General features: G+C 72.9%; 29 protein-coding genes. 14 read left to right on the top strand and 15 right to left on the bottom strand.

Annotated elements, in window-relative coordinates; translation table 11 throughout:
• Nucleotides 1-164: 164 nt before the first annotated feature.
• Genes ACZ6B1_RS24145 through tyrS form a run of 3 tightly spaced genes read left to right on the top strand, consistent with a single transcriptional unit; the run spans nucleotide 165 to nucleotide 4,404 of the window.
• Complete coding sequence (locus tag ACZ6B1_RS24145) at nucleotides 165-1,688, top strand: TldD/PmbA family protein (protein WP_468781515.1); 1,524 nt, start codon at nucleotides 165-167, stop codon at nucleotides 1,686-1,688.
• On the top strand, nucleotides 1,685-3,079 hold the full coding sequence (locus tag ACZ6B1_RS24140) for a metallopeptidase TldD-related protein (RefSeq protein ID WP_468781513.1): 1,395 nt from the start codon (nucleotides 1,685-1,687) through the stop codon (nucleotides 3,077-3,079). Before ACZ6B1_RS24145 ends, ACZ6B1_RS24140 begins: the two co-directional genes overlap by 4 nt.
• Before the next feature lie 56 nt (nucleotides 3,080-3,135).
• Nucleotides 3,136-4,404, top strand: a complete 1,269-nt coding sequence (gene tyrS, locus ACZ6B1_RS24135; protein ID WP_468781511.1) for a tyrosine--tRNA ligase — start codon at nucleotides 3,136-3,138, stop codon at nucleotides 4,402-4,404.
• 57 nt (nucleotides 4,405-4,461) lie between these two features.
• Here tyrS and ACZ6B1_RS24130 read toward each other — a convergent pair whose 3' ends face one another.
• Nucleotides 4,462-4,746, bottom strand: a complete 285-nt coding sequence (locus ACZ6B1_RS24130) for a GlsB/YeaQ/YmgE family stress response membrane protein (protein WP_199210032.1) — start codon at nucleotides 4,744-4,746, stop codon at nucleotides 4,462-4,464.
• Between the two features lie 245 nt (nucleotides 4,747-4,991).
• Between ACZ6B1_RS24130 and ACZ6B1_RS24125 the strand changes: the two genes are divergently transcribed.
• Both ACZ6B1_RS24125 and ACZ6B1_RS24120 read left to right on the top strand, forming a co-directional pair.
• Complete coding sequence (locus ACZ6B1_RS24125; protein WP_468781509.1) at nucleotides 4,992-5,393, top strand: DUF3099 domain-containing protein; 402 nt, start codon at nucleotides 4,992-4,994, stop codon at nucleotides 5,391-5,393.
• Nucleotides 5,394-5,617: 224 nt separating this feature from the next.
• Nucleotides 5,618-5,836, top strand: coding sequence for a hypothetical protein (locus ACZ6B1_RS24120; RefSeq protein ID WP_468781507.1), 219 nt, complete (start codon nucleotides 5,618-5,620; stop codon nucleotides 5,834-5,836).
• Here ACZ6B1_RS24120 and moaA read toward each other — a convergent pair.
• The 3 genes from moaA to ACZ6B1_RS24105 all read right to left on the bottom strand — a co-directional run bounded on the left by moaA (nucleotide 5,833) and on the right by ACZ6B1_RS24105 (nucleotide 8,959).
• Nucleotides 5,833-6,822: a GTP 3',8-cyclase MoaA gene (gene moaA, locus ACZ6B1_RS24115; protein WP_468781506.1), complete on the bottom strand. Its 990-nt coding sequence runs from the start codon at nucleotides 6,820-6,822 to the stop codon at nucleotides 5,833-5,835. The two genes, ACZ6B1_RS24120 and moaA, sit on opposite strands and share 4 nt — an antisense overlap.
• Nucleotides 6,823-6,980: 158 nt before the next feature.
• Complete coding sequence (locus ACZ6B1_RS24110; RefSeq protein ID WP_468781504.1) at nucleotides 6,981-8,606, bottom strand: solute symporter family protein; 1,626 nt, start codon at nucleotides 8,604-8,606, stop codon at nucleotides 6,981-6,983.
• The gene (locus ACZ6B1_RS24105; protein WP_351669101.1) at nucleotides 8,603-8,959 is read right to left on the bottom strand and encodes a DUF485 domain-containing protein; all 357 of its coding nucleotides are present in this window, start codon (nucleotides 8,957-8,959) and stop codon (nucleotides 8,603-8,605) included. The genes ACZ6B1_RS24110 and ACZ6B1_RS24105 overlap by 4 nt, the downstream gene beginning before the upstream one ends.
• A 286-nt stretch (nucleotides 8,960-9,245) precedes the next feature.
• Between ACZ6B1_RS24105 and ACZ6B1_RS24100 the strand changes: the two genes are divergently transcribed.
• From ACZ6B1_RS24100 to ACZ6B1_RS24090, 3 genes are all read left to right on the top strand, one after another.
• A complete protein-coding gene (locus ACZ6B1_RS24100; protein WP_468781502.1) occupies nucleotides 9,246-10,772 on the top strand; it encodes a S8 family peptidase in 1,527 nt (508 codons plus the stop codon).
• A 103-nt stretch (nucleotides 10,773-10,875) separates the two neighbouring features.
• Entirely contained in the window at nucleotides 10,876-12,258 is a 1,383-nt protein-coding gene (locus ACZ6B1_RS24095) for a CoA transferase (protein WP_468781500.1), read from the top strand.
• Between the two features lie 40 nt (nucleotides 12,259-12,298).
• Nucleotides 12,299-12,424, top strand: coding sequence for a hypothetical protein (locus ACZ6B1_RS24090; protein ID WP_468781572.1), 126 nt, complete (start codon nucleotides 12,299-12,301; stop codon nucleotides 12,422-12,424).
• 41 nt (nucleotides 12,425-12,465) lie between these two features.
• Here the strand turns inward: ACZ6B1_RS24090 and ACZ6B1_RS24085 are convergent, their stop codons facing one another.
• The 3 genes from ACZ6B1_RS24085 to ACZ6B1_RS24075 form a co-directional block, all read right to left on the bottom strand.
• Nucleotides 12,466-13,512 carry a zinc-dependent alcohol dehydrogenase family protein gene (locus tag ACZ6B1_RS24085; RefSeq protein ID WP_468781496.1) on the bottom strand — a complete coding sequence of 349 codons (1,047 nt, stop codon included), beginning with the start codon at nucleotides 13,510-13,512 and terminating at the stop codon, nucleotides 12,466-12,468.
• A 123-nt stretch (nucleotides 13,513-13,635) separates the two neighbouring features.
• Nucleotides 13,636-14,346, bottom strand: a complete 711-nt coding sequence (locus ACZ6B1_RS24080; protein ID WP_468781493.1) for a VIT1/CCC1 transporter family protein — start codon at nucleotides 14,344-14,346, stop codon at nucleotides 13,636-13,638.
• Nucleotides 14,343-14,489, bottom strand: a complete 147-nt coding sequence (locus ACZ6B1_RS24075; protein WP_468781491.1) for a hypothetical protein — start codon at nucleotides 14,487-14,489, stop codon at nucleotides 14,343-14,345. Before ACZ6B1_RS24075 ends, ACZ6B1_RS24080 begins: the two co-directional genes overlap by 4 nt.
• A 99-nt stretch (nucleotides 14,490-14,588) precedes the next feature.
• Here ACZ6B1_RS24075 and ACZ6B1_RS24070 point away from each other — a divergent pair, with 99 nt between their 5' ends.
• From ACZ6B1_RS24070 to ACZ6B1_RS24050, 5 genes are all read left to right on the top strand, one after another.
• Nucleotides 14,589-15,575, top strand: a complete 987-nt coding sequence (locus ACZ6B1_RS24070; RefSeq protein ID WP_468781489.1) for a DEDDh family exonuclease — start codon at nucleotides 14,589-14,591, stop codon at nucleotides 15,573-15,575.
• Nucleotides 15,576-15,654: 79 nt separating this feature from the next.
• The gene (locus ACZ6B1_RS24065) at nucleotides 15,655-15,888 is read left to right on the top strand and encodes a hypothetical protein (protein ID WP_143637825.1); all 234 of its coding nucleotides are present in this window, start codon (nucleotides 15,655-15,657) and stop codon (nucleotides 15,886-15,888) included.
• Between the two features lie 49 nt (nucleotides 15,889-15,937).
• Nucleotides 15,938-16,735 (top strand): SURF1 family cytochrome oxidase biogenesis protein, encoded by a 798-nt coding sequence (locus ACZ6B1_RS24060; RefSeq protein ID WP_468781487.1) that lies wholly within the window; start codon nucleotides 15,938-15,940, stop codon nucleotides 16,733-16,735.
• Between the two features lie 82 nt (nucleotides 16,736-16,817).
• Nucleotides 16,818-18,602, top strand: coding sequence for a glycoside hydrolase family 15 protein (locus tag ACZ6B1_RS24055; protein ID WP_468781485.1), 1,785 nt, complete (start codon nucleotides 16,818-16,820; stop codon nucleotides 18,600-18,602).
• A 5-nt stretch (nucleotides 18,603-18,607) separates the two neighbouring features.
• A complete protein-coding gene (locus ACZ6B1_RS24050; RefSeq protein WP_468781483.1) occupies nucleotides 18,608-19,363 on the top strand; it encodes an SDR family oxidoreductase in 756 nt (251 codons plus the stop codon).
• A gap of 22 nt (nucleotides 19,364-19,385) precedes the next feature.
• Here ACZ6B1_RS24050 and amaP read toward each other — a convergent pair whose 3' ends face one another.
• The 5 genes from amaP to ACZ6B1_RS24025 all read right to left on the bottom strand — a co-directional run bounded on the left by amaP (nucleotide 19,386) and on the right by ACZ6B1_RS24025 (nucleotide 21,746).
• Entirely contained in the window at nucleotides 19,386-19,976 is a 591-nt protein-coding gene (amaP, locus tag ACZ6B1_RS24045; protein WP_468781481.1) for an alkaline shock response membrane anchor protein AmaP, read from the bottom strand.
• Nucleotides 19,973-20,608, bottom strand: coding sequence for a DUF6286 domain-containing protein (locus ACZ6B1_RS24040; protein ID WP_468781479.1), 636 nt, complete (start codon nucleotides 20,606-20,608; stop codon nucleotides 19,973-19,975). Before ACZ6B1_RS24040 ends, amaP begins: the two co-directional genes overlap by 4 nt.
• On the bottom strand, nucleotides 20,605-21,021 hold the full coding sequence (locus tag ACZ6B1_RS24035; RefSeq protein ID WP_468781477.1) for an Asp23/Gls24 family envelope stress response protein: 417 nt from the start codon (nucleotides 21,019-21,021) through the stop codon (nucleotides 20,605-20,607). Before ACZ6B1_RS24035 ends, ACZ6B1_RS24040 begins: the two co-directional genes overlap by 4 nt.
• Nucleotides 21,018-21,212 carry a hypothetical protein gene (locus ACZ6B1_RS24030; protein WP_468781475.1) on the bottom strand — a complete coding sequence of 65 codons (195 nt, stop codon included), beginning with the start codon at nucleotides 21,210-21,212 and terminating at the stop codon, nucleotides 21,018-21,020. Before ACZ6B1_RS24030 ends, ACZ6B1_RS24035 begins: the two co-directional genes overlap by 4 nt.
• A gap of 63 nt (nucleotides 21,213-21,275) precedes the next feature.
• The gene (locus ACZ6B1_RS24025; protein WP_468781474.1) at nucleotides 21,276-21,746 is read right to left on the bottom strand and encodes an Asp23/Gls24 family envelope stress response protein; all 471 of its coding nucleotides are present in this window, start codon (nucleotides 21,744-21,746) and stop codon (nucleotides 21,276-21,278) included.
• Nucleotides 21,747-21,833: 87 nt separating this feature from the next.
• Here ACZ6B1_RS24025 and ACZ6B1_RS24020 point away from each other — a divergent pair, with 87 nt between their 5' ends.
• Complete coding sequence (locus ACZ6B1_RS24020) at nucleotides 21,834-22,559, top strand: Asp23/Gls24 family envelope stress response protein (protein ID WP_468781472.1); 726 nt, start codon at nucleotides 21,834-21,836, stop codon at nucleotides 22,557-22,559.
• A 33-nt stretch (nucleotides 22,560-22,592) separates the two neighbouring features.
• Here ACZ6B1_RS24020 and ACZ6B1_RS24015 read toward each other — a convergent pair whose 3' ends face one another.
• The 3 genes from ACZ6B1_RS24015 to ACZ6B1_RS24005 form a co-directional block, all read right to left on the bottom strand.
• Nucleotides 22,593-23,396 (bottom strand): enoyl-CoA hydratase/isomerase family protein, encoded by an 804-nt coding sequence (locus tag ACZ6B1_RS24015; RefSeq protein ID WP_468781470.1) that lies wholly within the window; start codon nucleotides 23,394-23,396, stop codon nucleotides 22,593-22,595.
• Between the two features lie 128 nt (nucleotides 23,397-23,524).
• Nucleotides 23,525-23,746, bottom strand: coding sequence for a helix-turn-helix domain-containing protein (locus tag ACZ6B1_RS24010; RefSeq protein WP_004002281.1), 222 nt, complete (start codon nucleotides 23,744-23,746; stop codon nucleotides 23,525-23,527).
• A gap of 335 nt (nucleotides 23,747-24,081) precedes the next feature.
• The gene (locus tag ACZ6B1_RS24005; RefSeq protein ID WP_468781468.1) at nucleotides 24,082-25,680 is read right to left on the bottom strand and encodes an ABC-F family ATP-binding cassette domain-containing protein; all 1,599 of its coding nucleotides are present in this window, start codon (nucleotides 25,678-25,680) and stop codon (nucleotides 24,082-24,084) included.
• Nucleotides 25,681-25,723: the final 43 nt, after the last annotated feature.

The following is a 25,723-nucleotide window of genomic DNA, read 5'->3' as shown; positions in this document are numbered from 1 at the left end:
TCGGTAGCGCCCCTTCCGTGGGCAAGCGGGCACCGACAGTGGCTGAAGTGCGTCACTGTCGGGTCCCTACAGAAAGCACCGGTGCGCGCGGCGAAACCTGTGGTCCGCCGGGCCGCTGTCACGACATGATCGGACCGACAGGCCACGACAGCAGGGAGACCTCCGTGCCTCATTCCATCGACGAAGCCTTCACGGCGCTGCCGCTGAGGGCCCTGGCCGACGCCGCGCTGGCACGCGCGCGTGCGCTGGGGGCCGAGCATGCGGACTTCCGGTTCGAGCGGGTGCGCAGCGCGTCTTGGCGGCTGCGGGACGCCAGGCCCGCGGGATCGTCGGACACCACCGACCTCGGCTACGCGGTCCGGGTCGTGCACGGCGGTACGTGGGGCTTCGCGTCCGGGGTGGACCTGACCCTGGACGCGGCCGCCAAGGTCGCCTCCCAGGCGGTGGCGATGGCGAAGCTCTCCGCTCAGGTCATCAGGGCGGCCGGCTCGGACGAGCGGGTGGAGCTGGCGGACGAGCCGGTGCACGCGGACCGGACGTGGGTCTCGTCGTACGAGATCGACCCGTTCTCGGTGCCCGACGAGGAGAAGGCCGGGCTGCTGGCCGAGTGGAGCGCCCGGCTGCTGGCGGCGAACGGCGTGAACCACGTGGACGCCTCGCTGCTCACCGTGCACGAGAACAAGTTCTACGCGGACACGGCCGGCACCGTGACGACCCAGCAGCGGGTGCGGCTGCACCCGCAGCTCACGGCGGTGTCGGTGGACGAGTCGAGCGGTGAGTTCGATTCCATGCGGACCATCGCGCCGCCCGTGGGCCGGGGCTGGGAGTACCTGACGGGCACCGGCTGGGACTGGGACGCCGAGCTGGAGCGGATGCCGGAGCTGCTGGCGGAGAAGATGCGGGCGCCCAGCGTGGAGGCGGGCGTGTACGACCTGGTCGTCGACCCGTCCAACCTGTGGCTGACCATCCACGAGTCCATCGGGCACGCCACCGAGCTGGACCGCGCCCTCGGCTACGAGGCGGCCTACGCCGGCACCTCCTTCGCCACCTTCGACCAGCTCGGCAAGCTCAGGTACGGCTCCGAGCTGATGAACGTCACCGGCGACCGCACCGCCGAGCACGGCCTCGCGACCGTCGGCTACGACGACGAGGGTGTCGAGGCGCAGTCCTGGGACCTGGTGAAGGACGGCACGCTGGTGGGCTACCAGCTCGACCGGCGGATCGCGCGGCTGACCGGGTCCGGACGCTCCAACGGGTGCGCGTTCGCCGACTCGCCGGGGCACGTGCCGGTGCAGCGCATGGCCAACGTGTCGCTGCGGCCGGATCCGGCGGGACTGTCCACCGAGGACCTGATCGGGGGCGTCGACCGGGGCATCTACGTCGTCGGTGACCGGTCCTGGTCGATCGACATGCAGCGCTACAACTTCCAGTTCACCGGGCAGCGCTTCTTCCGGATCGAGAACGGCCGGATCACCGGGCAGCTGAAGGACGTCGCCTACCAGGCGACGACCACCGACTTCTGGGGGTCGATGGCCGCCGTCGGCGGCCCGCAGACCTATGTCCTGGGCGGCGCCTTCAACTGCGGCAAGGCCCAGCCGGGCCAGGTGGCCGCCGTGTCCCACGGGTGCCCCTCCGCCCTGTTCCGGGGCGTCAACATTCTGAACACCACCCAGGAGGCCGGTCGATGAGCGCCCGTACCAACAAGCCGCACGAGGTCGTCGAGCAGGCGCTCGCGCTGTCCCGGACCGACGGCTGCGTCGTCATCGCCGACGAGCAGTCGACCGCGAACCTGCGCTGGGCGGGGAACGCGCTCACCACGAACGGTGTGACGCGGGGCCGTACGCTCACCGTGATCGCGACCGTGGACGGCAAGGAGGGCACCGCGTCCGGCGTCGTGTCCCGGTCGGCGGTCACGGCCGCGGAGCTGGAGCCGCTGGTGCGGGCCGCCGAGGCCGCCGCGCGCGGAGCCGGGCCCGCCGAGGACGCGCAGCCGCTGGTCGGCGACGTACCCGCGTCCCCCGACTTCACCGACGCGCCCGCCGAGACCTCCTCCGCGGTGTTCGCGGACTTCGCCCCGGCACTCGGCGAGTCCTTCGCACGCGCGCGTGCCGGCGGCCGGGAGCTGTACGGCTTCGCCAACCACGAGCTGGTGTCGACGTACGTGGGCACCTCCACCGGGCTGCGGCTGCGGCACGACCAGCCCACCGGCACGCTGGAGATGAACGCCAAGTCGCCGGACCGTACCCGCTCGGCGTGGGCGGGCCGTTCGACGCGTGACTTCAAGGACGTCGACCCGGGCGCGCTCGACGCCGAGCTGGCGGTACGCCTCGGCTGGGCCGAGCGTCGTGTGGAGCTGCCCGCGGGCCGCTACGAGACGCTGCTGCCGCCGACCGCGGTCGCGGACCTGCTGATCTACCAGCTCTGGTCGGCCTCGGGCCGGGACGCGGCGGAGGGCCGGACGGTGTTCTCCAAGCCGGGCGGCGGCACCCGGGTCGGCGAGAAGCTGAGCGGGCTGCCGCTGACGCTGCGCAGCGACCCGAACGAGCGGGGCCTGGAGTGCGCGCCGTTCGTGGTCGCCCACTCCTCCGGCGGCGACCAGTCCGTGTTCGACAACGGACTGCCCGTGCGGGCCACCGACTGGGTCGGCGAGGGTGTGCTGCGGAACCTGACCACGACCCGGCACAGCGCGGGCCTGACCGGGCTTCCGGTCGCGCCGGCGCTCGGGAACCTGATCCTCGACGGCGGGCAGGACCGCCCCCTGGAGGAGATGGTCGCGGACACCGGACGCGGGCTGCTGCTGACCTGCCTGTGGTACATCCGCGAGGTGGACCCGGCGACGCTGCTGCTCACCGGTCTGACCCGGGACGGCGTCTACCTCGTGGAGAACGGCGAGGTCACCGGACAGGTGAACAACTTCCGGTTCAACGAGTCGCCGGTGGACCTGCTGGGGAGGGCCACGGAGGCCGGGCGCACCGAGAAGACGCTGCCGCGCGAGTGGAGCGACTGGTTCACCCGGGCCGCGATGCCCGCGCTGCGCATCCCCGACTTCAACATGAGCTCTGTCAGTCAGGGCGTATAACCTCGTAGTCGGCTGTCACCCGACCGCCCGAAGATCTTCAAGGAGACACGAGAACCGTGACGGACATCGTCGACGAGCTGAAGTGGCGTGGGCTGTTCGCCCTGTCCACCGACGAGGACGCCTTGCGCAAGGCGCTCGCGGACGGTCCCGTCACGTTCTATTGCGGCTTCGACCCGACGGCGCCGTCGCTGCACGTGGGGCATCTGGTCCAGGTGCTCACCGTGCGCCGGCTCCAGCAGGCCGGGCACCGGCCCCTGGCGCTGGTCGGCGGCGCCACGGGCCTGATCGGCGATCCGCGCCCGACCGCCGAGCGCACGCTGAACGACCCGGAGACGGTGGCCGGCTGGGTGGGCCGGCTGCGCGGCCAGATCGAGCCGTTCCTGTCCTTCGAGGGCGAGAACGCGGCGGTCATGGTGAACAACCTCGACTGGACGGAGGGCCTCTCCGCGATCGAGTTCCTGCGGGACATCGGCAAGCACTTCCGGGTCAACAAGATGCTGACGAAGGACTCCGTGGCCCGCCGCCTGGAGTCCGACCAGGGCATCAGCTACACCGAGTTCAGCTACCAGATCCTGCAGGGCATGGACTTCCTGCAGCTGTACCGGCGCTACGGCTGCAGGCTCCAGCAGGGCGGCAGCGACCAGTGGGGCAACCTCACGGCCGGCCTGGACCTGATCCACCGGCTGGAGCCGGACGCGGACGTGCACGCCCTGGCCACCCCGCTGATGACCAAGGCGGACGGCACCAAGTTCGGCAAGACCGAGGGCGGCGCCGTCTGGCTCGACCCGGAGATGACGACGCCGTACGCGTTCTACCAGTTCTGGCTGAACGTGGACGACCGGGACATCTCGCGGTACATGCGGATCCTGTCCTTCAGGTCCCGGGACGAGCTGGAGGAGCTGGAGCGGCAGACCGAGGAGCGCCCGCAGGCCCGCGCCGCTCAGCGCGCGCTCGCCGAGGAGCTGACGACGCTGGTGCACGGCGCCGACCAGACGGCCGCCGTGATCGCCGCGTCCAAGGCCCTCTTCGGCCAGGGCGAGCTGGCGGAGCTGGACGACCGGACGCTGTCGGCTGCGCTGTCCGAGGTGCCGCACATCCAGGTCACCGAGCTTGGCCCGGTGGTCGACCTGTTCGCCGAGGTCGGTCTGGTGGCCAGCAAGTCGGCCGCCCGCCGGACGGTCAAGGAGGGCGGTGCCTACGTGAACAACGCGAAGGTCACCGCCGAGGACGCGGTTCCCGCCCGGGAGGCCCTGCTGCACGGACGCTGGCTGGTGCTGCGCCGGGGCAAGAAGAACCTGGCCGCCGTCGAGGTCAAGCCCGCGTGAGACAGGCCGAAGGGCGGCTTCCCCGTGCCGGGGAGCCGCCCTTCGGTGTGTCCGCCGTCAGACGCGCTGCTGCTGTTTCCGCTTGCCGATCGTCGCCATGTAGGCGGCGTCGATCAGGGCCACGATGATGATCGCGGCGATGAGCTGGAAGGCGTGCCGGCTCCAGTCGATGCCCTTGGTCTCCGCGACGCCGAGGGCACTGGCGATCGCGTTGCCCGCGATGGCGCCCAGGATGCCGCCGATGGTGGTCAGCCACAGGGGGCTGTGCTGCTTGCCCGGGATGACCGCCTTGGCGATGAGGCCCAGCACGAACCCGACGATGATCGCCCACAACCAGCCCATGGCTGCCTCCTCGTACCGATCGGCGTGAGCACTACGGCAAGTCTCCGCGCGCAAGCCGTACGGCGCATGTCGGGTACGCCCGTACGTGGCCCGGCCGATGGCGTCCGCGCGGGCGGGCGGCGACCCGGTCTCGTGGGCGGTGGGGGCGCGGCGTAACGTGGAGATGTTCCGCACGGGTCTCGCGCCCGTGCGCGGGCGAAGGTTGCGGGCCATGGGAGTCCGATGCGGGCGGATGGTGGAATGTGATGCGGAAGCAGCACGGCGGCAACGTCCAGGTGTTCCGGATCACCGGCGCCCGGACCGGTCTGGCCGAGGACGTGCGGGGCCGGCAGCGGCGGTACGTCATCTCGATGACGATCCGGACCGCCTCGGTGATCCTCGCGGCGACCCTGTGGAACGTCGAACGGTACGTCGCCATCGTGGCACTGGTGCTCGGCGCGGTGCTCCCCTACATCGCGGTGGTGATCGCGAACGCCGGCCGGGAGCGGCCGCCCGCCCTTCCGTCGACCTTCGTCACGGCCCCGACGCGGCCGATGATCACGCCGCCGCGCGCGGAGGGCGAGGGCGCGCAGGCGGAATCCGTACCGGAGGACCTGTCGGCCGAGCCGGGGGCACGGGGGCCAGGTGAGCGGCCGGAACGGGCCTGACCACGGCGGATACGGGGCGGTGGAACGGGCTCGCGGCCAAGCTCAAGAAAAGCTCAATTCAATCGTGCGGTTCAGTGCCGGACGCAGGGTGACCCATGACATACTGCGTACGCGCTCCGCATCCCCCGTCGGAGCGACGGACCGACGCCGGGCAGCTCCCCCCGTGGCTGCTCGGCGTCGCCTTGTTTACGGGGGCTCTGTGAGACGGAAACAGTGACCAACCTGTGAGTGACGAGACCCCCATCTGCTCCGCCAAGGGCTGCCGTACCACTGCCCAGTGGGTGCTGGCCTGGAACAACCCGAAGATCCACACGCCGGAGCGGCGCAAGACGTGGCTCGCCTGCGAGGAGCACCGCGAGCACCTTTCGCAGTTCCTCGGGGTCCGCGGCTTCCTCAAGGACGTGGTGAAGTTCGAGGACTGGAAGGCATCCGAGGGCTTCTAGCCGCCGATCGCCGACATCGGCCGGTCCGGCTGCACGAACGAGGGGTCGTCGAGGCCCGCTCCGGCCTTCTTGCCCCACATGGCCAGGCGCCAGACGCGGGCGATCTCCTCGTCGGGGGCGCCGGAGCGCAGGGCGGCTCGCAGGTCGGTCTCCTCCGTGGCGAACAGGCAGGTCCGTATCTGGCCGTCGGCCGTGAGGCGGGTGCGGTCGCAGGCCGCGCAGAACGGCCGGGTGACCGAGGCGATCACACCCACCCGGTGCGGGCCGCCGTCGACCAGCCAGCGCTCCGCCGGTGCCGAGCCGCGCTCGTCGGCGCCCTCGGGGGTGAGGTCGAAGCGGGTGCGCAGGGAGGCGAGGATGTCCCCGGCGGTGACCATGCCCTCGCGCTTCCAGCCGTGCTGGGCGTCGAGCGGCATCTGCTCGATGAAGCGCAGCTCGTAGTCGTGCTCCACCGCCCAGGCCAGCAGGTCCGGGGCCTCGTCGGCGTTCAGCCCCGGCATCAGGACCGAGTTGACCTTGACCGGGTCGAGGCCCGCCTCGCGGGCGGCCTGGAGACCCTCCAGGACGTCCCGGTGGCGGTCGCGGCGGGTGAGGGTCTTGAAGACGTCCGGGCGGAGGGTGTCCAGGGAGACGTTGACCCGGTCCATGCCCGCCGCCTTCAGGGCGGACGCGGTGCGCCTGAGCCCGATGCCGTTGGTGGTGAGGGACATCTGCGGCCGGGGCTCCAGGGCCGCGACGCGCTCGACGATCCCGGTCAGGCCCGGGCGCAGCAGGGGCTCGCCGCCGGTGAAGCGGACCTCCTCGATGCCGAGCAGGCGGACCGCGATGTCGATGAGGCGGACGATCTCGTCGTCCGTGAGCAGGTCCGGCTTGGCCAGCCACTGCAGGCCCTCCTCGGGCATGCAGTAGGTGCAGCGCAGATTGCACCGGTCGGTCAGTGAGACCCGAAGGTCGGTGGCGACTCGGCCGTAGGTGTCGATGAGCACGTGGGCCCCCTCCCTCGGTACCGCATCATCTTTGTTCTCCGTCACCTGCGAGCCTACGCGAGAGCACCGACAACGGTGGTGGCCCGATCCCACGAGGCACGGCGAGGCCGCGTCGTAGGACCGTACGATCCCGTACGACGCGGCCGTCGCGACGAAGGTCAGTGCGCTCCCGTGCCGGTCAGGGACCGCACCTCCAGCTCCGCGTACTTCCCGGCGTCCGGGACCTCCTTGGAGAGCAGGGTGCCCACGGCGCCCAGCAGGAAGCCGACCGGGATCGAGATGATGCCCGGGTTCTCCAGCGGGAACCAGTGGAAGTCGAGGTCCGGGAACATCGAGGTCGGCTTGCCGGACACCACCGGGGAGAACAGCACGAGGCCGACCGCGGTGACCAGGCCGCCGTAGATCGACCACAGGGCGCCCGAGGTGGTGAACCGCTTCCAGAACAGGCTGTAGAGGATGGTCGGCAGGTTGGCCGAGGCGGCGACCGCGAAGGCGAGGGCGACCAGTCCGGCCACGTTCAGGTCGCGGGCCATGGCGCCGAGCAGGATGGAGACGGCACCGATGCCGACGGTGGCCCAGCGGGCCGCGCCCAGCTCCTGTTTCTCGGTGGCCTGTCCCTTCTTGATGACGTTGGCGTAGATGTCGTGGGCGAAGGAGGACGACGAGGCCAGGGTGAGGCCGGCGACCACCGCGAGGATGGTGGCGAAGGCGACGGCCGAGATGGTGGCGAGCAGGATCGCGCCCCAGCTGGAGTCCACTCCGCCCAGGTGCAGGGCGAGGAGCGGGGCGGCGGTGTTGCCCGCCTTGTTGGAGGCGATGATCTCGTCCGGTTTGATCAGCGCGGCGGCGCCGAAGCCGAGGGCGAGGGTCATCAGGTAGAAGGCGCCGATCAGGCCGATCGCCCAGATGACGGACTTACGGGCGGCCTTGGCGGTCGGCACCGTGTAGAAACGGATCAGGATGTGCGGCAGGCCCGCGGTGCCGAGGACCAGGGCGATGCCGAGGGAGATGAAGTCCAGCTTGGTGGTTCCGGTGGCGCCGTACTTCAGGCCGGGCTCCAGGAAGGCCGAGCCCTTGGCGCTGTTGTCGGCGGCCGTGCCGAGCAGGTCCGAGATGTTGAAGTGGAACTTCAGCAGGACCAGGAAGGTCAGCAGCAGGGCGCCCAGGATCAGCAGCACCGCCTTGACCATCTGGACCCAGGTGGTGCCCTTCATGCCGCCGATGGTGACGTACACGATCATCAGGACGCCGACCAGGGCGACGATGCCGATCTTGCCGCCGTCGCTGGTGATGCCGAGCAGCAGCGAGACGAGCACGCCGGCGCCGGCCATCTGGGCGAGCAGGTAGAAGATCGACACGACGATGGTGGAGACGCCGGCCGCGGTGCGCACGGGCCGCTGGCGCATCCGGTAGGCCAGGACGTCGCCCATCGTGTAGCGGCCGGAGTTGCGCAGCGGCTCGGCCACCAGGAGGAGGGCGACCAGCCAGGCCACCAGGAAGCCGATGGAGTACAGGAAGCCGTCGTAGCCGAAGAGGGCGATGGCGCCGGCGATGCCGAGGAAGGACGCGGCTGACATGTAGTCGCCGGAGACGGCCAGGCCGTTCTGGAAGCCGGTGAACTGCCGTCCGCCGGCGTAGAAGTCGGCGGCGTCCCTGGTCTGCCGGCCGGCCCAGACGGTGATCACGAGCGTCACGGCGACGAACACCGCGAACAGGGTGATGATCAGCGTCCGGTGCTCACTGGCCTCGCCGGCGGCGAGCAGGGTGTGCTGTGCGGGGCTCATGCTCCGCCCTCCATCCGGGACTTGATGGCCTCGGCCCGCGGGTCGAGCTTGGCGGCGGCGTGCCGCGCGTACCACCAGGCGATGAGGAACGTGGTGAGGAACTGCGCGATGCCCAGGACGAGGGCCACGTTGATGTTGCCGGCCACCTTGGTGCCCATGAACCCGCCCGCGTAGCAGGAGAGCAGGACGTACAGCAGGTACCAGGTGGTGAAGGCGATGGTCAGGGGGAACGCGAAGGAGCGGTTGGCGCGGCGCAACTCAGCGAACTCCGCGCTCTGCTGGACCTCGGCGAACTCCTCGGTGGAGGGAAGGTGGGCTTGCGGTTTCGCGGGTGGCGGTGTCTCGGTGGCCACGGGCTCTCCTCGCGTCGGACATGCGCTGCGTCGACCTCACACGGACAAGGGATCACGTTACCCGCAGTCGTCGACCGACTCCGGTGCGTGATTCCGTTGGGGGCCCACGAGCGTGCCGGGCCCTCCGTCCACGGTCACGGCGCCGCGCGCGGACCGGTTCAAGTCGGCCTGCCTCTTTCGGAGATCAGATCGGGGAGATAGCTTCGGCCTGCACCACCCGTCATGTACGCGCCCGAGCACCACCTGTGTCTCGGGCGGTTCCGTATCCGGATGATGTGGAGATCCCATGGTTCATCTGCGCTCCAGACGCCGACTGGCGCTCGCCGTGCCGGTCGTGCTCTCACTGACCGCCTCGCTCGGTTTCCTGCCGACGGCGGCCTCGGCGGCGACCGAGGCGGCCACCACGGCACGGGCGGCGGACGGCCCGGCCCTGGCTTACGTGGTCAACACCAGGACGGACCACCGCACGATCGAGTCGGTGGAGCGGGCGATCTCGCGCAACGGCGGCACCATCGTGGCGAGTTACGCCCGGATCGGGGTGATCGTCGCGCACTCCGCACAGGCGGACTTCGGCGAGCGGATGCGCGCGGTGCGCGGCGTGCAGTCCGCGGGCGCCACCCGTACCGCCCCGCTGAGCGCGGCGGGGACGACGGACGAGGGCGCGGTCCAGGTCCTGTCGAAGGCGGAGGCCGCGAAGGTCGCCCGGGGCGCGGCGGCCGGCGAGGAGCCCCTCGAGGCCGACCAGTGGGACCTGCGGTCGATCGGCGCCGACAAGGCCGCCACGATCGACCCGGGCAGCCGGAGCGTGACCGTCGGCGTGATCGACACCGGCGTCGACGACACCCACCCGGACATCGCCCCGAACTTCTCCGCGTCGCAGTCGGCGAACTGTGTGAGCGGCAAGGCGGACACGACGTACGGCGCCTGGCGGCCGGCGGACGCCGACCACTACCACGGCACGCATGTCGCGGGCGAGATAGCCGCGGCCCGCAACGGCATAGGCGTGGCGGGCGTGGCACCCGGGGTGAAGGTCGCGAGCATCACGGTGGCCCAGCCCGACTCGACCCAACTGTTCTACCCGGAGAGCGTGGTCTGCGCCTTCGTGTTCGCGGCGGACCACGGCATCGAGGTCACCAACAACAGCTACTACGTCGACCCGTGGCTGTACAACTGCATGGACGACCCCGACCAGCGCGCCATCGTCGACGCGGTCAACCGGGCGCAGTCGTACGCACAGCGCAGGGGCACGCTCAACGTGGCCTCGGCGGGCAACTCCAACGACGACCTCGACTCCGACGCGATCGTGGACGACTCCAGCCCGGACGACTCGACCGCCGGCACCCGGACGGTCGACCCGCACAAGTGCTTCGACATCCCGACCCAGCTGCCCGGCGTGGTCACCGTGAGCGCGGTGGGCGTCAAGGGGGCCAAGTCGTACTACTCCAGCTACGGCCGAGGCGTGGTCGACGTGGCGGGGCCGGGCGGGGACAAGTACCAGATCCCGGACACGCCGTCGAAGAACGGCCGCATCCTGTCCACGCTGCCGAACAACCAGTACGGCTTCCTCCAGGGCACCTCGATGGCGTCCCCGCACGTGGCCGCCGTGGCCGCGCTGCTGAAGTCGGCGCACCGGCACGCCACCCCGGCCCAGCTCCAGGCGCTGCTCAAGGCGCAGGCCGACAACCCGGGCTGCCCGGCCGGCCCGTACGACGGGGACGGCGACGGGGTCGTGGACGCGACCTGCGTCGGCGGCAAGCGCGTCAACGGCTTCTACGGGTCCGGGATCGTCAACGCGCTGCGCGCGGTGCGCTGACCCCCTCCCCGCGCCCGGGTGCCGCCGGAGGGTCTCCGGCGGCACCCGCTCCGGCCGTGATCCGACCTCAAGGTTGATTGAATCAATACTGCATAGTGCAGTCATGACGGAAATCAACTTCGCCTGGACCGCTCTGGGCGGTGACCCCGCCCTGGTGTCGCGTGTGTCGGTCGTCGAGCGCGCGGGCGCGCTGCCGGCACGGCTGCCGGTGAGCCGGCTGGCGCGCGCGTGCGTCGGCGCGTGCGCGCTGGCCGCCGCCGAACTGGGGGCGCGACGGGCCGGACTCGGCCGGGTGCCGGGGGCCGAGGTGGACGACGGCGCGGTCGCCGCCGCGTTCCACAGCGAGCGGCTGCTGCGGGTGGACGGCCGGGCCCCGGTCGCCATCGCGCCGCTGTCCCGGTTCTGGCGTACCGCCGACGGCTGGGTGCGCACCCACGCCAACTACCCGCACCACCGCGCCCGGTTGCTGCGCGCGCTGGACCTGCCCGAGGACGTCCCGGTGGCGGAGGCGGGCGCGCGGATCGCCGAACGGTCCGCCCTGGAGGTGGAGGACACGCTCCACCGCGCAGGCGGTCTCGCCGTGGCCCTGCGCACCCCGCGGGAGTGGGCGGCACACGGACAGGCCGCCGAGGTGGCCGCCCGGCCGCTGGTCGAACGCGAGCGGCTGGACACGTCCCCCGCGCGCGTGCGGCCCCCGCTCGACCCGGCCGCGGCCCGGCTGCTGCCCGCCGCCGGGCTGCGCGTCCTGGATCTGACCCGAGTGCTGGCCGGCCCGGTCGCCACCCGCACCCTCGCGCTGCTCGGCGCGGACGTGCTGCGCCTCGATCCCCCGCGCTCGCCCGAACTCCCCGACCAGCACGCCGACACGGGCTTCGGCAAGCGCTCCGCCACCCTCGACCTCACCACCGGCCGGGACACCCTCGAGGAGCTGCTGGCCGCGGCGGACGTCGTCGTGACCGGCTACCGACCCGGCGCCCTGGACCGGTTCGGGCTCTCCCCCGAGGCGCTGGCGGAGCGGCACCCCGGGCTGGTGGTGGCACAGGTGTCGGCCTGGGGCGCGTACGGGCCCTGGGGCGGGCGGCGCGGCTTCGACAGCCTGGTGCAGGCCGCGACCGGCATCGCGGTCACCGAGGGCTCGGCCGAGCGGCCCGGCGCGCTGCCCGCGCAGGCCCTGGACCACGGCACCGGGTTCCTGCTGGCGGCGGCCGTGCTGCGGGCGCTGACCGAGCAGTCGTACGACGGGGGCGGCCGGCTGGTCCGGCTGGCGCTCGCCCGTACCGCGCACTGGCTGACGGACGGGATGCCACCCGGCCGTGCCGGTGACGGCGGTGCCGGGTACGAGGGCCCGGACGCCTGGCTCGCGGAGACCGGCAGCCGCCTCGGGCGGCTGCGGCACGCCCTGCCACCGGTGTCCTTCACGGGCGGCCCGGCCGGCTGGGCGCGGCCCCCGGCGCCCTGGGGGTCGGACCCCGCGCGCTGGGAATGAGCCCGCGGGCGGCCGGAACGCACGCCCCCTGCCGGCCAAGGTGATCCTGGTCGCCGACCCGCTGACCGCGTACGCACCGGCGCGGGCCGAGGTGATCGCCCTGGGCGCGGTGGTCGTGGTCTCGGGTCTGCTCACGGCTCTGCCGTTGCCGATCCGCTGGTCCTAGCCGGTTTCACGGCCCGCTCCTGACCGGCTTGCCGCCGGGTCCTAACCGTTGGTGACGAGCACCTTGAGGGCGGTGCGCTCGTCCATCGCCTTGTAGCCGTCCGGGACGCCCTCGATGCCGACGGTCAGGTCGAAGACCGGGGACGGGTCGATGGTGCCGTCGAGGACGTCGGGCAGCAGGTCGGGGATGTAGGCGCGGACCGGCGCGACACCGCCGCGCAGGGCGATGTTCCGGTCGAACATGACGCCGAGGTCCAGTCCGGTGCCGCTGCCGTGGGGCACGCCGACGAAGCCGATGGCACCGCCGTCGCGGGTGATGTTCACGGCCGTCCGCATGGACTGCTCGGTGCCGACCGCCTCGACCACGGCGTGCGCGCCCTGACCCCGGGTCAGCTCGCGCACGGCTTCCACGGCCGCGTCCCCGCGCTCGGCGACGACGTCGGTGGCGCCGAAGCGGCGCGCGATGTCGGTGCGGACCTCGTGCCGGCCGAGCGCGATGATCCGCTCGGCGCCGAGCCGCTTGGCGGCCAGCACGGCGCACAGGCCGACGGCGCCGTCGCCGACCACGGCGACCGTGGCGCCCGGGCGGGCGCCCGCGCCGAGGGCCGCGTGGTGGCCGGTGCCGAGCACGTCGGAGAGGGTCAGCAGGGCGGACAGCAGATGGTCGTCGGAGGCGGCGTCCTTGGGCAGCTGGACGAGGGTGCCGTCGGCGAACGGCACGCGCACGGCCTCGCCCTGGCCGCCGTCGTAACCGACGGAGCCCCAGAAGCCGCCGTGCTCGCAGGAGGTCGTCAGGCCCTCGCGGCAGTAGTCGCAGACGCCGTCGGACCACATGAAGGGGGCGACCACCAGGTCGCCGCGCCGGACGGTGGACACCTCGGAGCCGGCCTCCTCGACGATGCCGAGGAACTCGTGGCCGATGCGCTGCCCCGGCTGCCGGGCCGCCTCGCCGCGGTAGGCCCACAGGTCGCTGCCGCAGATACAGGCGCGCAGCACCCGCACCACGGCGTCGGTGGGCAGCTGCACCACGGGTTCGGGAACGTCCTCCACACGCATGTCGTACGGGGCGTGGATGGTGGTGGCGCGCATGGCGAGGGTCCTTCTCGTGCGAGGTGTCGTGCGGTGCGCCCGGGGGGTGGTCGAGCGCACCTCACGGTACGTCCTGGTGGCGGCGGGCCGCGCGGGCGGGGCCCGGGTCCGCTCCCCGGCCGGCTACGCCCCCACCGCGCCCAGCAGCGTCCCGGCCAGGTACGTCACCCCCATGGCGAGGGCGCCGCCCGCCGCGTTCCGCAGTACCGCGCGACCGGGCGCGGCGGCGCCCAGCCGGGCGCTGCTCCAGCCGGTGAGCACGAGCGCGGCCAGCACGGAGAGCACGGTGACCGGGAGCCGCAGGCCGGCCGGCGGCAGGACGATCGCCAGCAGCGGCAGCAGGGCGCCCACGGTGAAGGCCAGGAAGCTCGCCCAGGCCGCGTGCCAGGGGTTGGTGAGCTGGTCCGGGTCGATGCCCAGTTCCACGCGCGCGTGTGCCCTCAGCGCGTCCCGCTCGGTCAGCTGCCCGGCGGCCTCCCGGGCGACCTCGTGGGACAGCCCGCGCTCCTCCAGCATCCCGGTCAGCTCCTCCAGTTCCGCGGCCGGCTGCTCGCGCAGTTCCCGCCGCTCCTGGGCCAGCGCGGCCTTCTCCGAGTCCCGCTGGGTGGACACCGACACGTACTCCCCGGCCGCCATCGACATCGACCCGGCGAGCAGGCCGGCCAGGCCCGCGGTGAGCAGGGCGGCCCGGGAGTCGGTCGCGCCGGCCACGCCGACGACGAGGCCCGCGGTGGACACGATGCCGTCGTTCGCGCCGAGGACGGCCGCCCGCAGCCAGTTCAGGCGGGAGCCCAGCGCACCGCCGTGCGCCTCGTCATGCGTTGGTTCCGTCACAGCAGCGAGAATCGCACGGCCGCGGCCGCTCGGGCGTCCCGCCGGGACTCCTGCCGCCGCACACCGGCGTACTCGGCCACCGGCGCGCCGAGTTCGGGCACGGCCGCGGGAACTGCCGTGCGTCCGGCGCGGGTTCTCGGCACGCACGCGTGTGCGGCCGCCGAGCAGGAGGACGGGCCCGGGGCGCCACCGCCGGACCTGGGGCACGGCGCTGTCGGTCGTGGCCCGTATCCTCAGTGACCATGCTCGAAGACCGTGCGACCGCAGTGTCCTCCGCCACGCAGTGGCCGGCCGCGTATCCGAAGGGATACGCGGTCGTTGACGTGGAGACCACCGGCCTGGCCCGGGACGACCGGATCATCTCCGCGGCCGTGTACCGGCTGGACGCGCGCGGCGAGGTCGAGGACCACTGGTACACGCTGGTCAACCCGGAGCGCGATCCGGGCCCGGTGTGGATACACGGCCTGACGAGCGAGGTGCTCGAAGGGGCGCCGCTGTTCGGGGAGGTGGCGGAGGAGTTCGCGGCCCGTCTCGACGGCCGGGTGCTCGTCGCGCACAACGCGGTCTTCGACTGGCAGATGATCGCGCGCGAGTACGCGCGCGCGCGACGCGAGGCCCCGGTGCGGCAACGGCTGTGCACCATCGCCCTGTCGAAGGAGCTGGGGCTGCCGCTGCCCAACTTCAAGCTGGAGTCGCTGGCCGCGCACTTCGGGGTGGTCCAGCAGCGGGCGCACCACGCGCTGGACGACGCGCGGGTGCTCGCCGAGGCGTTCCGGCCCAGCCTGCGGGCCGCGGCGGCGGGTGACGTACGGCTTCCGCTGCTGGAGTGCCGGCCGCTGACGGAGTGGTCGGACACCCCCCGGATCGGCCGGCAGGCGAGCGGCGGTTACGGCGGCCAGAGCTACGGCGGTTGGCGCCCGTCCCGGAAGAGGCCCGCCTGCCCCTACCCCAACCCCGGCCGCTACGAAGCGGGCAAACGCCTCAAACAGGGCATGCGGGTGGCGTTCTCCGGGGACACCTCCACCGAGCGGGAGCTGCTGGAGGACCGGGCGACCGAGGCCGGGCTGCACGTGGCGACGAGCCTGTCCCGCCTGACCAGCCTGCTGGTCACCAACGACCCCGGCTCGGGCACCTCGAAGGTGGTCAAGGCGCGGCAGTTCGGGACGCCGGTGGTCGACGAGGCCGCTTTCGGACAGCTGCTGCGGGACGTCGAGCCCGCAGACGGGTGACCGTACGGACGGGTGATTGGCGCGCGACTCGCCCCGCGCCCGCTCGCCCGGGGGCCGGCCACGGCTCACGCTGTGCCCCATGGCGACATGTGAAGTATGCGGCAACAACTACGGAATGACCTTCGAGGTGCACGCGCAGGGAGCCGTGCACGTGTTCGACTGCTTCTCCTGTGCGATCCACCGCATGGCCCCGATCTGCGAGCACTGCCGGGTGCAGATCATCGGGCAGGGCGTGGAGGTCGAGGGCCACTGGTTCTGCGGCGCGCACTGCGCCCGGGCGGAGGGGAAGACGGGGGTGGTGGACCGGGTGTGACCCGGTACCCGCCCGGATGCACCCCACGGCCCGGATGTACCGTCGTGGGGTGCACCGCTACCGCTTCCTGCTGACCCGCCAGTGGGTGATCCTCACCATCATCGCGATCGCGCTGATCCCGACGATGATCGAGCTGGGCTTCTGGCAGCAGCACCGGTACCAGGAGCGCACCGCCCGCAACGACCTCGTCTCCCGGGCGCTGCACGCCGAACCCGTCCCCGTGGAACGTCTCACCTCCCCCGGTCACTCCGTGACCCGCGCCGAGAAGTACCGCACGGTCACCGCGTCCGGCACCTTCGACGCCTCCCGGGAGGTGGTGGTCCGGCGCCGGACGAACTCCGACGGCGAGGTCGGCTTCCACGTCCTGACCCCGTTCGTCCTGACCGACGGCCGGGTGCTGCTGGTCAACCGGGGCTGGATCCCGGCGAACGGCGTGCAGACCGAGTTCCCCGAGGTCCCCGCGCCGCCCGCTGGCCGGCTCACCCTCACCGGGCGGCTGGAGGCCGACGAGACGACCTCGGCGAGCGGCATCAAGAACGTCAAGGGTCTGCCGGACCGGCAGATCATGCTGATCAACAGCGCCGAGGAGGCGCGGCGGCTCGGCGCGAAGGTGCTCGGCGGCTATGTCGAGCAGACGGCGCCCGCCGCCAGAAACGGCACCCCCGAGCAGATCTCCGACCCGGGCAGCGAGGACGCCCCGCTGAACTACGCGTACATGCTCCAGTGGTGGCTGTTCGCCGCGGCCGTCCCGGTGGGCTGGTGGTTCCTGGTCCGGCGCGAGATCCGGGACCGAGACGAGGCGGCCGCCGAGCCGGCGCCGGAGGAGAGCGAGCCGGCCGCCGTGTGACGGCAGCGGCCCTCCGGGAACGCCGTCACTCCCCCGGCGCACCACCTGGTTGGCCGCGCGAGCCCCCGGGAAGCCGCATGCTGTGAACGAGCGCATCGAGGACTACGCCGTCATCGGGGACGAGCAGACCGCGGCCCTGGTCGGCCGGGACGGCTCGATCGACTGGCTGTGTCTGCCCCGCTTCGACTCCGGCGCCTGCTTCGCCAGGCTCCTGGGCGACGAGGAGAACGGCCACTGGCGGATCGCGCCGAAGGGCGCGGGCACCTGCACGCGCCGCGCCTACCGGCCCGACACCCTGGTCCTCGACACCGAGTGGGACACCGCCGAGGGCACCGTGCGGGTGACCGACCTGATGCCGCAGCGCGACCGCGCCCCCGACGTCGTACGGATCGTGGAGGGCGTCAGCGGGAGAGTCACCGTTCACAGCATGCTGCGGCTGCGCTTCGACTACGGCTCGATCATTCCGTGGATGCGCCGCTCCGACGGCCACCGGGTGGCCGTCGCCGGACCGGACTCGGTGTGGCTGCGCGCCGAGCCCCCCGTACGCATGTGGGGCGAGGACTTCTGCACCCACGCGGAGTTCACCCTCGCCGAGGGCGAGCGGGTCGCGTTCGTGCTGACCTGGCACCCCTCGCACGAACCGCGTCCCGCGCTCGTCGACCCCTACACGGCGCTCAGCACCAGCGTGCGGGACTGGCGGCGCTGGACGGCCCACTGCCGCTACGACGGGCCGCACCGGGACGCCGTCGTGCGGTCCCTGATCACCCTCAAGGCGCTCACCTACGCCCCGACGGGCGGGATCGTCGCCGCGGCCACCACCTCCCTGCCCGAGGAACCGGGCGGGGTGCGCAACTGGGACTACCGGTACTGCTGGCTGCGCGACTCCACCCTCACCCTGGGCGCCCTGCTGGCCGCCGGCTACCACGGCGAGGCCGAGGCCTGGCGCGACTGGCTGCTGCGGGCGGTCGCGGGCGATCCGGCCGACCTGCAGATCATGTACGGCGTGGCGGGCGAGCGGCGGCTGCCGGAGTGGGAGCTGCCCTGGCTGCCCGGCTTCGCCGACTCCGCGCCGGTGCGGGTCGGCAACGGCGCCGTCGACCAGCTCCAGCTCGACGTGTACGGCGAGGTCATGGACTCGCTCTTCCTGGCCCGCGCCTCCGGCCTGTCCACCAAGCCGCACATGTGGTCGCTGCAGTGCGCGCTGATGACATTCCTGAAGTCGGCCTGGCGGCAGCCCGACGAGGGCCTGTGGGAGGTGCGCGGCGGCCGGCGCCACTTCGTGCACTCGAAGGTGATGGTGTGGGTGGCCGCCGACCGCGCCGTGCGGACCCTGGAGCGGTACCCGGAGCTGCCCGGTGACCTCGACGGCTGGCGGGCGATGCGCGACGAGGTGCACCGGGAGGTGTGCGAGCGGGGGTTCGACCCGGAGCGCAACACCTTCACCCAGTACTACGGCTCGCGCGAACTGGACGCCGCCCTGCTGCTGATCCCCCACTGCGGCTTCCTGCCGCCCGACGACCCGCGGGTGATCGGCACGGTGGACGCGATCCGTGACGACCTGGAACACGGCGGGCTGGTCCGCCGCTACGACACCGACGCGGTCGGCGTGGACGGCATGCCGGGCGGCGAGGGAGCCTTCCTGGCCTGCTCGTTCTGGCTCGCGCAGGCGCTGCACATGACGGGCCGCAAGGAGGAGGCGCGGGAGGTGTTCGAGAGGCTGGTGGGCCTCGCCAACGACGTAGGGCTGCTCGCGGAGGAGTACGACCGGGAACTGGGCCGCCAGCTCGGCAACTTCCCGCAGGCGTTCAGCCACATCGCGCTGGTGAACACCGCCCTCGCCCTGTTCGGCGGCGAGGAGGCAGGATAGGTGCCATGGATCTTGGACTGAAGGACCGGGTGTACGTCGTCACCGGCGCGACGCGGGGGCTGGGCAACGCCGCCGCGCGGGAGCTGGTCGCCGACGGGGCGAAGGTGGTCGTCACCGGCCGTGACGAGGAGCGGGTCGCCGCCGCGGCGGCCGAACTGGGCCCGAACGCGGTGGGCGTGGCCGTCGACAACGCCGACCCGGGGGCCGCCGAGCGGCTGATCACGGCCGCCCGGGAGCACTTCGGCGGCTTCCACGGTGTTCTGGTCAGCGTCGGCGGCCCGGCACCGGGGTTCGTCTCCGACAACACGGACGAGCAGTGGCGGGACGCGTTCGAGTCGGTGTTCCTCGGCGCGGTCCGGTTCGCCCGCACGGCGGCGGCCGAACTGGAGCCGGGCGGTGTCATCGGGCTGGTGCTGTCCGGGTCGGTGTACGAGCCCATCGCGGGGCTGACCATCTCCAACGGGCTGCGGCCGGGGCTCGCCGGGTTCGCGAAGTCCGTCTCCGACGAGCTGGGGCCGCGCGGGATCCGTGTCGTGGGTCTGCTGCCGGGCCGTATCGACACCGACCGGGTGCGCGAGCTGGACGCGCTGTCCGCCGATCCCGAGGCGACCCGGGCGGCGAGCGAGTCCCGGATCCCGCTGCGCCGGTACGGGGCGCCGGAGGAGTTCGGCAGAGTCGCGGCGTTCCTGCTGTCCCCCGCTGCCTCCTACCTGACCGGGATCATGGTTCCGGTGGACGGCGGGATGCGGCACGGATTCTGAGGTCCGCCGCGACCGCCCGCGCTCAGGAGACCCGTTCCGCGCGGTGCCTGACCGCCCGCAGCCGCACCTCCGCCGGGAGCGACGCCAGGCCCGCCGACTCGCGCGCGCGAGTCAGGGGCCGGGCGGTGAACTCGCTCAGGGCGGCTGCGGGGTCCACGGCCGGCTCCAGCCGGAGCCCGGCCCGCACCGCGGGCCTGGTACGGCGGCCGGTCAGCAGGGCCTCGGCGTCGGCCACGCCCGGCTGCCGGGCCGCGTCCTCGGTGAGCGCGGACTCCAGCGCCGGTCCGCGCAGCAGGGCGCCCTCACCGTCCCCGGTGTCGACCACGATCTCGGCCGGGCGGCGCCGGCGCAGGACCGCGGCGAGCCACCACAGGGCGAGCAGGACGAGAACGGCCAGGCCCGCGATGACCGCCGGCCACCACCAGCCCGCGTCCCGCCACCGGGTGCGCTCGGCGGTGCTGAGCAGGACGTCGTGCGGGCCGAAGTGCGGCCAGCGGCGCGGCGCCGGGGCGCCCAGGCCCACGGCCAGCACCGAGCCGCCCACCGCGAGCAGCAGGAGACCCACGAGACAGAGCAGTACGCGGTTCACGCGACCGGTGCGCACCGTCCTCACCCCTTCCGTCCGGGCCGCCGGACGTCCACCGACAGGGCGGGCGGCCGGCTCAGCCCGAGCCCCCGCACCGCGTCGGTGAGCACGTCGTCCAGGTCGGCCCGGACCTCGTCCAGGTCGCGGAAGTGCGCGAGCGCCCGGACGCGGGCCCGGCGGCGGCGCATCCGCACCCGTGCCTCCCGTACGCCCGAGACCTCCAGGGCCCGGTCGCGCAGCACCAGGGCGGCCGCCTCGCGGCGCAGTCCGGCGCGGACGTCGGGGTGCGGGCGCAGCATGGGCAGCAGGGCGCGCAGACCGGGCGTCACGGCGAGCACGATCAGCCACAGACCGAGCGCGGCGGCCACACCGGCGCCGGCCAGCACCCAGACGTCGTCCAGGGGGCGCTCGGCGAGCTGCCGGGCCAGCGCGCGGCGCCAGTGCATCGCGGGACGGTGAGCGCGTACGGCGACGACGTCGTACAGCAGGACGCCCGCACCGGCCAGCAGGAGCAGGGCGACGACGCCGGCGGGGACCCGGCGCGGTGACCAGAAGCGGCCGCTGCCCCGGTCGAGCAGGGGCTGCGGGGCACCGGGGGTCTTGCCGAGGTCGACGACGGGCGGTCGCCGGGTGTCCTCGGACGGCCGGGGTTCGCTCATCGCGTCCTCCCGCTGTGTGCGCCGGGTAGCGGTGCCAGGTGCAGCCGCTCGACCCGGACGGCGACCTCCAGCACCTCCATGCTCACCAACTCGCTCACCCGCTCGCTCACTTGCCGACGCACCGCGGCGCAGCGGGCGCCGATGTCGACGGGGTGGGCGAGTTCGACCTGGACGCGTACCCGGGCGGTTCCCACGAGGCTCCCCCGCCCCGAGCCGGCCCGCGGGTGGGGGTGGACGGCGGCCACGGCGTGCGGGGCGGCGGCGTCCGCGGGCAGCGGGCCGAGCGCCTCGCGTGCGGCCCGCGACGCGATCTTCGCCACGACCCGGTCCGCGACCCTGAGGGCGCCGCGCTCAACGGGCGGCACCGGGGCCTGCGGGCGCGCCGTGCCGGTCTCCGCGCTCACGGCGGTCATCCCCGCCGGTCGCGCCGGTCGCCGCGGCTCCGGAAGAGGTCACCGGGTTGCAGGTCGCCCTCCAGGTACCGGCCGGCGACGAACCCGACGGCGCCCAGCGCCGCCACCAGCAGGAAGGCCCCGAAGCCGCCGAAGTACCCGGCGAACCCCAGCACCATCCCGGCGATCATGCCGACCATGGCCATGCTCATGCAGCGCTCCTTCAGTGCGTCGGCGGTGCGGTCCCGGGCGCGTGACCCCGGGCGGGCGGGGCGTCACTGGATCCGGGGCGGTTCGGGTTCCTCCTCCTCGTCGGGCAGCTTGACGTCGCTCACGGCGATGTTGACCTCGACGACCTCGAGTCCGGCCATCCGCTCCACGGCGGCGACCACGTTCTCCCGCACCGAGCGGGCGACCTCGGCGATGGACACGCCGTAGTCCACGACGATCTCCAGGTCGATCGCGGTCTGCACCTCGCCGACCTCGGCCTTCACCCCCCGGGTCACGGACTTCGAGCCGCCCGGCACCCGGTCGCGCACCGCGCCGAAGGTCCGGGCGAGACCACTGCCCAGGGCGTTCACGCCGACCACGTCGCGGGCGGCCAGCCCGGCGATCTTCTCCACGACACCGTCGGCGATGGTCGTCCGCCCCCGGGTCGCCGGGTCTCCCCCACCGCCTCTGGTGGCCCCGCGGCCCGACAGCTGTGGTTCGTTGTCACCGTCTTGGGTCGTCGTCATGTCGGTCATCGCCGTACGTCCCTTTCGGTCGTCCTTCTTCGACCACCGTAAGCGGGGTTGCGCGGTTGCGCGCCGGGGATACGGCAGGCTGGAGGAATGACGGCGAATCGGTGGAATCAGGTGTCAGGACAGCACGGGCCGGCCCTGGGCAGACTGCTGCCGCTCGGCGGGCCGCGCGACGGCGCGTGGATCGCCGAGGGCGCGGCCCGGGCGGTACTGGAACGCGCGGCGAACGAGGTGCCGGGCGTGCGCCTCGGTGCGCCGCGGATCACGCTCGCCGATCCGGACGACGTCCCCGAACCCGTCGTACCGCGGCCGCCGGGCGCACTGCCCCCGGGTGCCCTGCGGGTGGCGGCGGACTTCGGGGCCCCGGCCGCGGAGCCGCTGCCGGCGACGGCGTCCCGGCTGCGGCTCGCCCTGCTGGCGGCCGCGACGGACGTCCTGGGCCTCGCGGTCACGGAGGTGGACCTGCGGGTGACGGAGCTGCTGGACGCGGCGGCCGGGCCGGTCGCGCCGGTGGAGGCGCCGCGGCCGCCGGCCGCCCGGGACGCCACGGACCCCGAGGAGTCGCGCGCGGCGGCGGCCGCGCTGTCCGTCCCCGGGGTCGCGCGGCTGACCGGCTCACTCGGAGGTCTCGGCCGGGCCGTGCACATCGAGGAGCGTGCCGGGGGCACCGCGCTGCCGCACCGGCACGTCCGGGTGGAGCTGGCGACGGGCGCGGGCCACCGGGCCGTGGAGGTGGCCCTGCGAGTGCGCGAGGCGGTGCGGGACGCGCTGGACGATCATCCGACGGTGGCGGTGCTGGTCACGAGCGTGACCTGACCGTCCGGCCGGAGGGCGCGGCGCCCCGCGGGCTCATTCGCCCACGCCGGCCAGATCCCGAAGCCGCCGCGCCTGGGCGGCCCGCTCCGCGGCGCGCTGGGAGTCGTAGTCCCGTTCCGGCGCACCCCGCAGCAGTGCCTTGGTCTCCACCACCGCGTCGCGCGGGGCGGCCAGCATCGCCGCGGCCAGGTCCCGTGCCGCGCCGTCGAGTTCGCCCGCGGGCACCGCGAGGTTGGCCAGCCCGGAGGCCACCGCCTCACCGGCCCCGACGAACCGGCCCGTCGCGCAGATCTCCAGCGCGCGGGCGTACCCGACAAGACCGACGAGCGGATGCGTGCCGGTCAGGTCGGGAACGAGGCCGAGCGAGGTCTCGCGCATGGCGAACTGCACGTCGTCCGCCACGACCCGCAGGTCGCAGGCGAGCGCGAGCTGGAACCCGGCACCGATGGCATGGCCCTGGACAGCGGCGATGGACACGATGTCGTTGCGCCGCCACCAGGTGAACGCCTCCTGGTATTCGGCGATGGTCGCGTCGAGCCCGGCGTCGTCACGGCGCGCGAGTTCGACGAAGTTCGGCTCGCCCGGGATTCCCTCCGGCGTGAACATCCGGCGGTCCAGCCCGGCGGAGAAGGACTGGCCCTCACCACGCAGCACCACGACCCGGACGGAGCCCGGCAGCAGCCGGCCGGCCTCGGTGAGCGTCCGCCACATGGCGGGGCTCTGCGCGTTGCGCTTGGCCGGGTTGGCCAGCGTCACCGTGGCGAGCGCGTCGTCGACGGTGAGCCGTACGCCGTCCTTGTCGAGTACAGGAGCGAGGTCCTGGTCGGGCGAAGCCATGGGGCGCCTCCGATGAGTGCGGTCATCACACATTGCCGTACGGCATGCTAAGTGACTGCACAGTAACCACCCGGCCGCTCAGACCGCCGACCGGGTGGCCACCATCGAAGCCGATGGGCCGCCCGGAGTCAGGACGAAGCGGCCTTCTTGCCCCGGGTCGCTCCGCCACGCCCACGGAGCGTGACGCCCGACTCGCTGAGCATCCGGTGCACGAAGCCATACGAGCGGCCGGTCTCCTCGGCCAGCGCCCGGATGCTCGCACCGGAGTCGTACTTCTTCTTCAGGTCTGCCGCGAGCTTGTCGCGCGCGGCGCCGGTCACCCGGCTGCCCTTCTTCAGAGTCTCGGCCACCCGTGCCTCCTCATGGGAAGTGCGCTCTGGTCTCCTCATGATCACCCCTCCAGGGCGTGATGGCCACCCATTCGGCAAGGTCCGTGAGACATCGACGTGACGACAGGAGCGCGTCCCCACATGCGGAATCAGTGATTCCACGGCGTCGCGGACACACGGCCGAACGGGTGGTTCCGTGAAGTGCCAGGTCAGAGACGCGAGGCGGCCGACCCCTTGGTGCTGAAGGGATCGGCCGCGAAATCGGTGTACGACACACGTCGGTACGAGGAGATCTCACACAGATGATGGATCACGGCTCGGCCGAATGATCCATACGCCGTGGATCAGGCTTTCGATCAAGCCAGGGCGACGAGATCCGCGTAGTCGGAGCCCCACAGGTCCTCGACGCCGTCCGGCAGCAGGATGATGCGCTCCGGCTGCAGGGCCTCGACCGCGCCCTCGTCGTGGGTGACCAGGACGACCGCGCCCTTGTAGGTGCGCAGGGCGCCGAGGATCTCCTCGCGGCTGGCGGGGTCCAGGTTGTTGGTCGGCTCGTCCAGCAGCAGGACGTTGGCGGAGGAGACGACCAGCGTGGCGAGGGCCAGCCGGGTCTTCTCGCCGCCGGAGAGCACCCCGGCGGGCTTGTCGACGTCGTCGCCGGAGAACAGGAACGAGCCGAGCACCTTGCGGACCTCGACCAGGTCCATGTCGGGCGCGGCCGAGCGCATGTTCTCCAGGACCGTGCGGTCGGGGTCCAGGGTCTCGTGCTCCTGGGCGTAGTAGCCGAGCTTGAGGCCGTGGCCGGGGACGACCTCGCCGGTGTCGGGCTGCTCGACGCCGCCGAGGAGGCGCAGCAGCGTGGTCTTGCCGGCGCCGTTGAGGCCGAGGATGACGACCCGGGAGCCCTTGTCGATGGCCAGGTCGACGTCGGTGAAGATCTCCAGGGAGCCGTACGACTTGGACAGGCCCTCGGCCATCAGCGGGGTCTTGCCGCAGGGCGCGGGCTCGGGGAAGCGGAGCTTGGCGACCTTGTCGGACTGGCGGACCGCCTCCAGGCCGGAGAGCAGCTTGTCGGCGCGCCGGGCCATGTTCTGCGCGGCGACCGTCTTGGTGGCCTTGGCGCGCATCTTGTCGGCCTGCGAGTGCAGGGCGGCGGCCTTCTTCTCGGCGTTGGCACGCTCGCGCTTGCGGCGCTTCTCGTCGGCCTCGCGCTGCTGCTGGTAGAGCTTCCAGCCCATGTTGTAGACGTCGATCTGGGCACGGTTGGCGTCCAGGTAGAACACCTTGTTGACGACCGTCTCGACCAGGTCGACGTCGTGGGAGATCACGATGAAGCCGCCGCGGTAGGTCTTCAGGTAGTCGCGCAGCCAGACGATCGAGTCGGCGTCGAGGTGGTTGGTCGGCTCGTCCAGCAGCAGGGTGTCCGCGTCGGAGAACAGGATGCGGGCCAGCTCGATGCGCCGGCGCTGACCGCCGGAGAGCGTGTGGAGCGGCTGGCCGAGGACCCGGTCGGGCAGGTTGAGCGCCGCGGCGATGGTGGCGGCCTCGGCCTCGGCCGCGTAGCCGCCCTTGGTGAGGAACTCGGTCTCCTGGCGCTCGTACTGCTTGAGTGCCTTCTCACGGGTGGCGCCCTGCCCGTTGGCGATGCGCTGCTCGTTCTCGCGCATCTTGCGCAGCAGCACGTCGAGGCCGCGCGCGGAGAGGACCCGGTCGCGGGCGAGGACGTCGAGGTCGCCGGTGCGGGGGTCCTGGGGCAGGTAGCCGACCTCGCCGGAGCGGGCGATCTGGCCGCCGGCCGGGATGCCCTCGCCGGCCAGGCACTTGGTGAGGGTGGTCTTCCCCGCGCCGTTACGGCCGACGAGGCCGATGCGGTCGCCCTTGGCGATACGGAAGGTGGCGTTCTCGATGAGGACGCGCGCACCGGCGCGCAGCTCGATACCGGAAGCGGAGATCACGGACAGACTCCAGGGCGTACTGAGGGTTGGCGGTGGGCGGCTG

Source organism: Streptomyces sp. NPDC041129, assembly GCF_055592265.1.
The sequence above is the reverse complement of the archived record's forward strand: the minus strand, read 5'-3'. Positions and strand labels throughout refer to the sequence as shown.

Coding starts and splice junctions, on each gene's coding strand:
- ACZ6B1_RS24030 (WP_468781475.1), bottom strand. CDS start 21,212: ATGAGCATGGCCATGGTCGGCATGATCGCCGGGATGGTGCTGGGGTTC.
- ACZ6B1_RS24070 (WP_468781489.1), top strand. CDS start 14,589: ATGCTCGAAGACCGTGCGACCGCAGTGTCCTCCGCCACGCAGTGGCCG.
- ACZ6B1_RS24065 (WP_143637825.1), top strand. CDS start 15,655: ATGGCGACATGTGAAGTATGCGGCAACAACTACGGAATGACCTTCGAG.
- ACZ6B1_RS24025 (WP_468781474.1), bottom strand. CDS start 21,746: ATGACCGACATGACGACGACCCAAGACGGTGACAACGAACCACAGCTG.
- ACZ6B1_RS24040 (WP_468781479.1), bottom strand. CDS start 20,608: ATGAGCGAACCCCGGCCGTCCGAGGACACCCGGCGACCGCCCGTCGTC.
- ACZ6B1_RS24130 (WP_199210032.1), bottom strand. CDS start 4,746: ATGGGCTGGTTGTGGGCGATCATCGTCGGGTTCGTGCTGGGCCTCATC.
- ACZ6B1_RS24140 (WP_468781513.1), top strand. CDS start 1,685: ATGAGCGCCCGTACCAACAAGCCGCACGAGGTCGTCGAGCAGGCGCTC.
- ACZ6B1_RS24020 (WP_468781472.1), top strand. CDS start 21,834: ATGACGGCGAATCGGTGGAATCAGGTGTCAGGACAGCACGGGCCGGCC.
- ACZ6B1_RS24110 (WP_468781504.1), bottom strand. CDS start 8,606: ATGAGCCCCGCACAGCACACCCTGCTCGCCGCCGGCGAGGCCAGTGAG.
- ACZ6B1_RS24095 (WP_468781500.1), top strand. CDS start 10,876: ATGACGGAAATCAACTTCGCCTGGACCGCTCTGGGCGGTGACCCCGCC.
- ACZ6B1_RS24050 (WP_468781483.1), top strand. CDS start 18,608: ATGGATCTTGGACTGAAGGACCGGGTGTACGTCGTCACCGGCGCGACG.
- ACZ6B1_RS24035 (WP_468781477.1), bottom strand. CDS start 21,021: ATGACCGCCGTGAGCGCGGAGACCGGCACGGCGCGCCCGCAGGCCCCG.
- ACZ6B1_RS24015 (WP_468781470.1), bottom strand. CDS start 23,396: ATGGCTTCGCCCGACCAGGACCTCGCTCCTGTACTCGACAAGGACGGC.
- ACZ6B1_RS24125 (WP_468781509.1), top strand. CDS start 4,992: ATGCGGAAGCAGCACGGCGGCAACGTCCAGGTGTTCCGGATCACCGGC.
- ACZ6B1_RS24085 (WP_468781496.1), bottom strand. CDS start 13,512: ATGCGCGCCACCACCATCCACGCCCCGTACGACATGCGTGTGGAGGAC.
- ACZ6B1_RS24100 (WP_468781502.1), top strand. CDS start 9,246: ATGGTTCATCTGCGCTCCAGACGCCGACTGGCGCTCGCCGTGCCGGTC.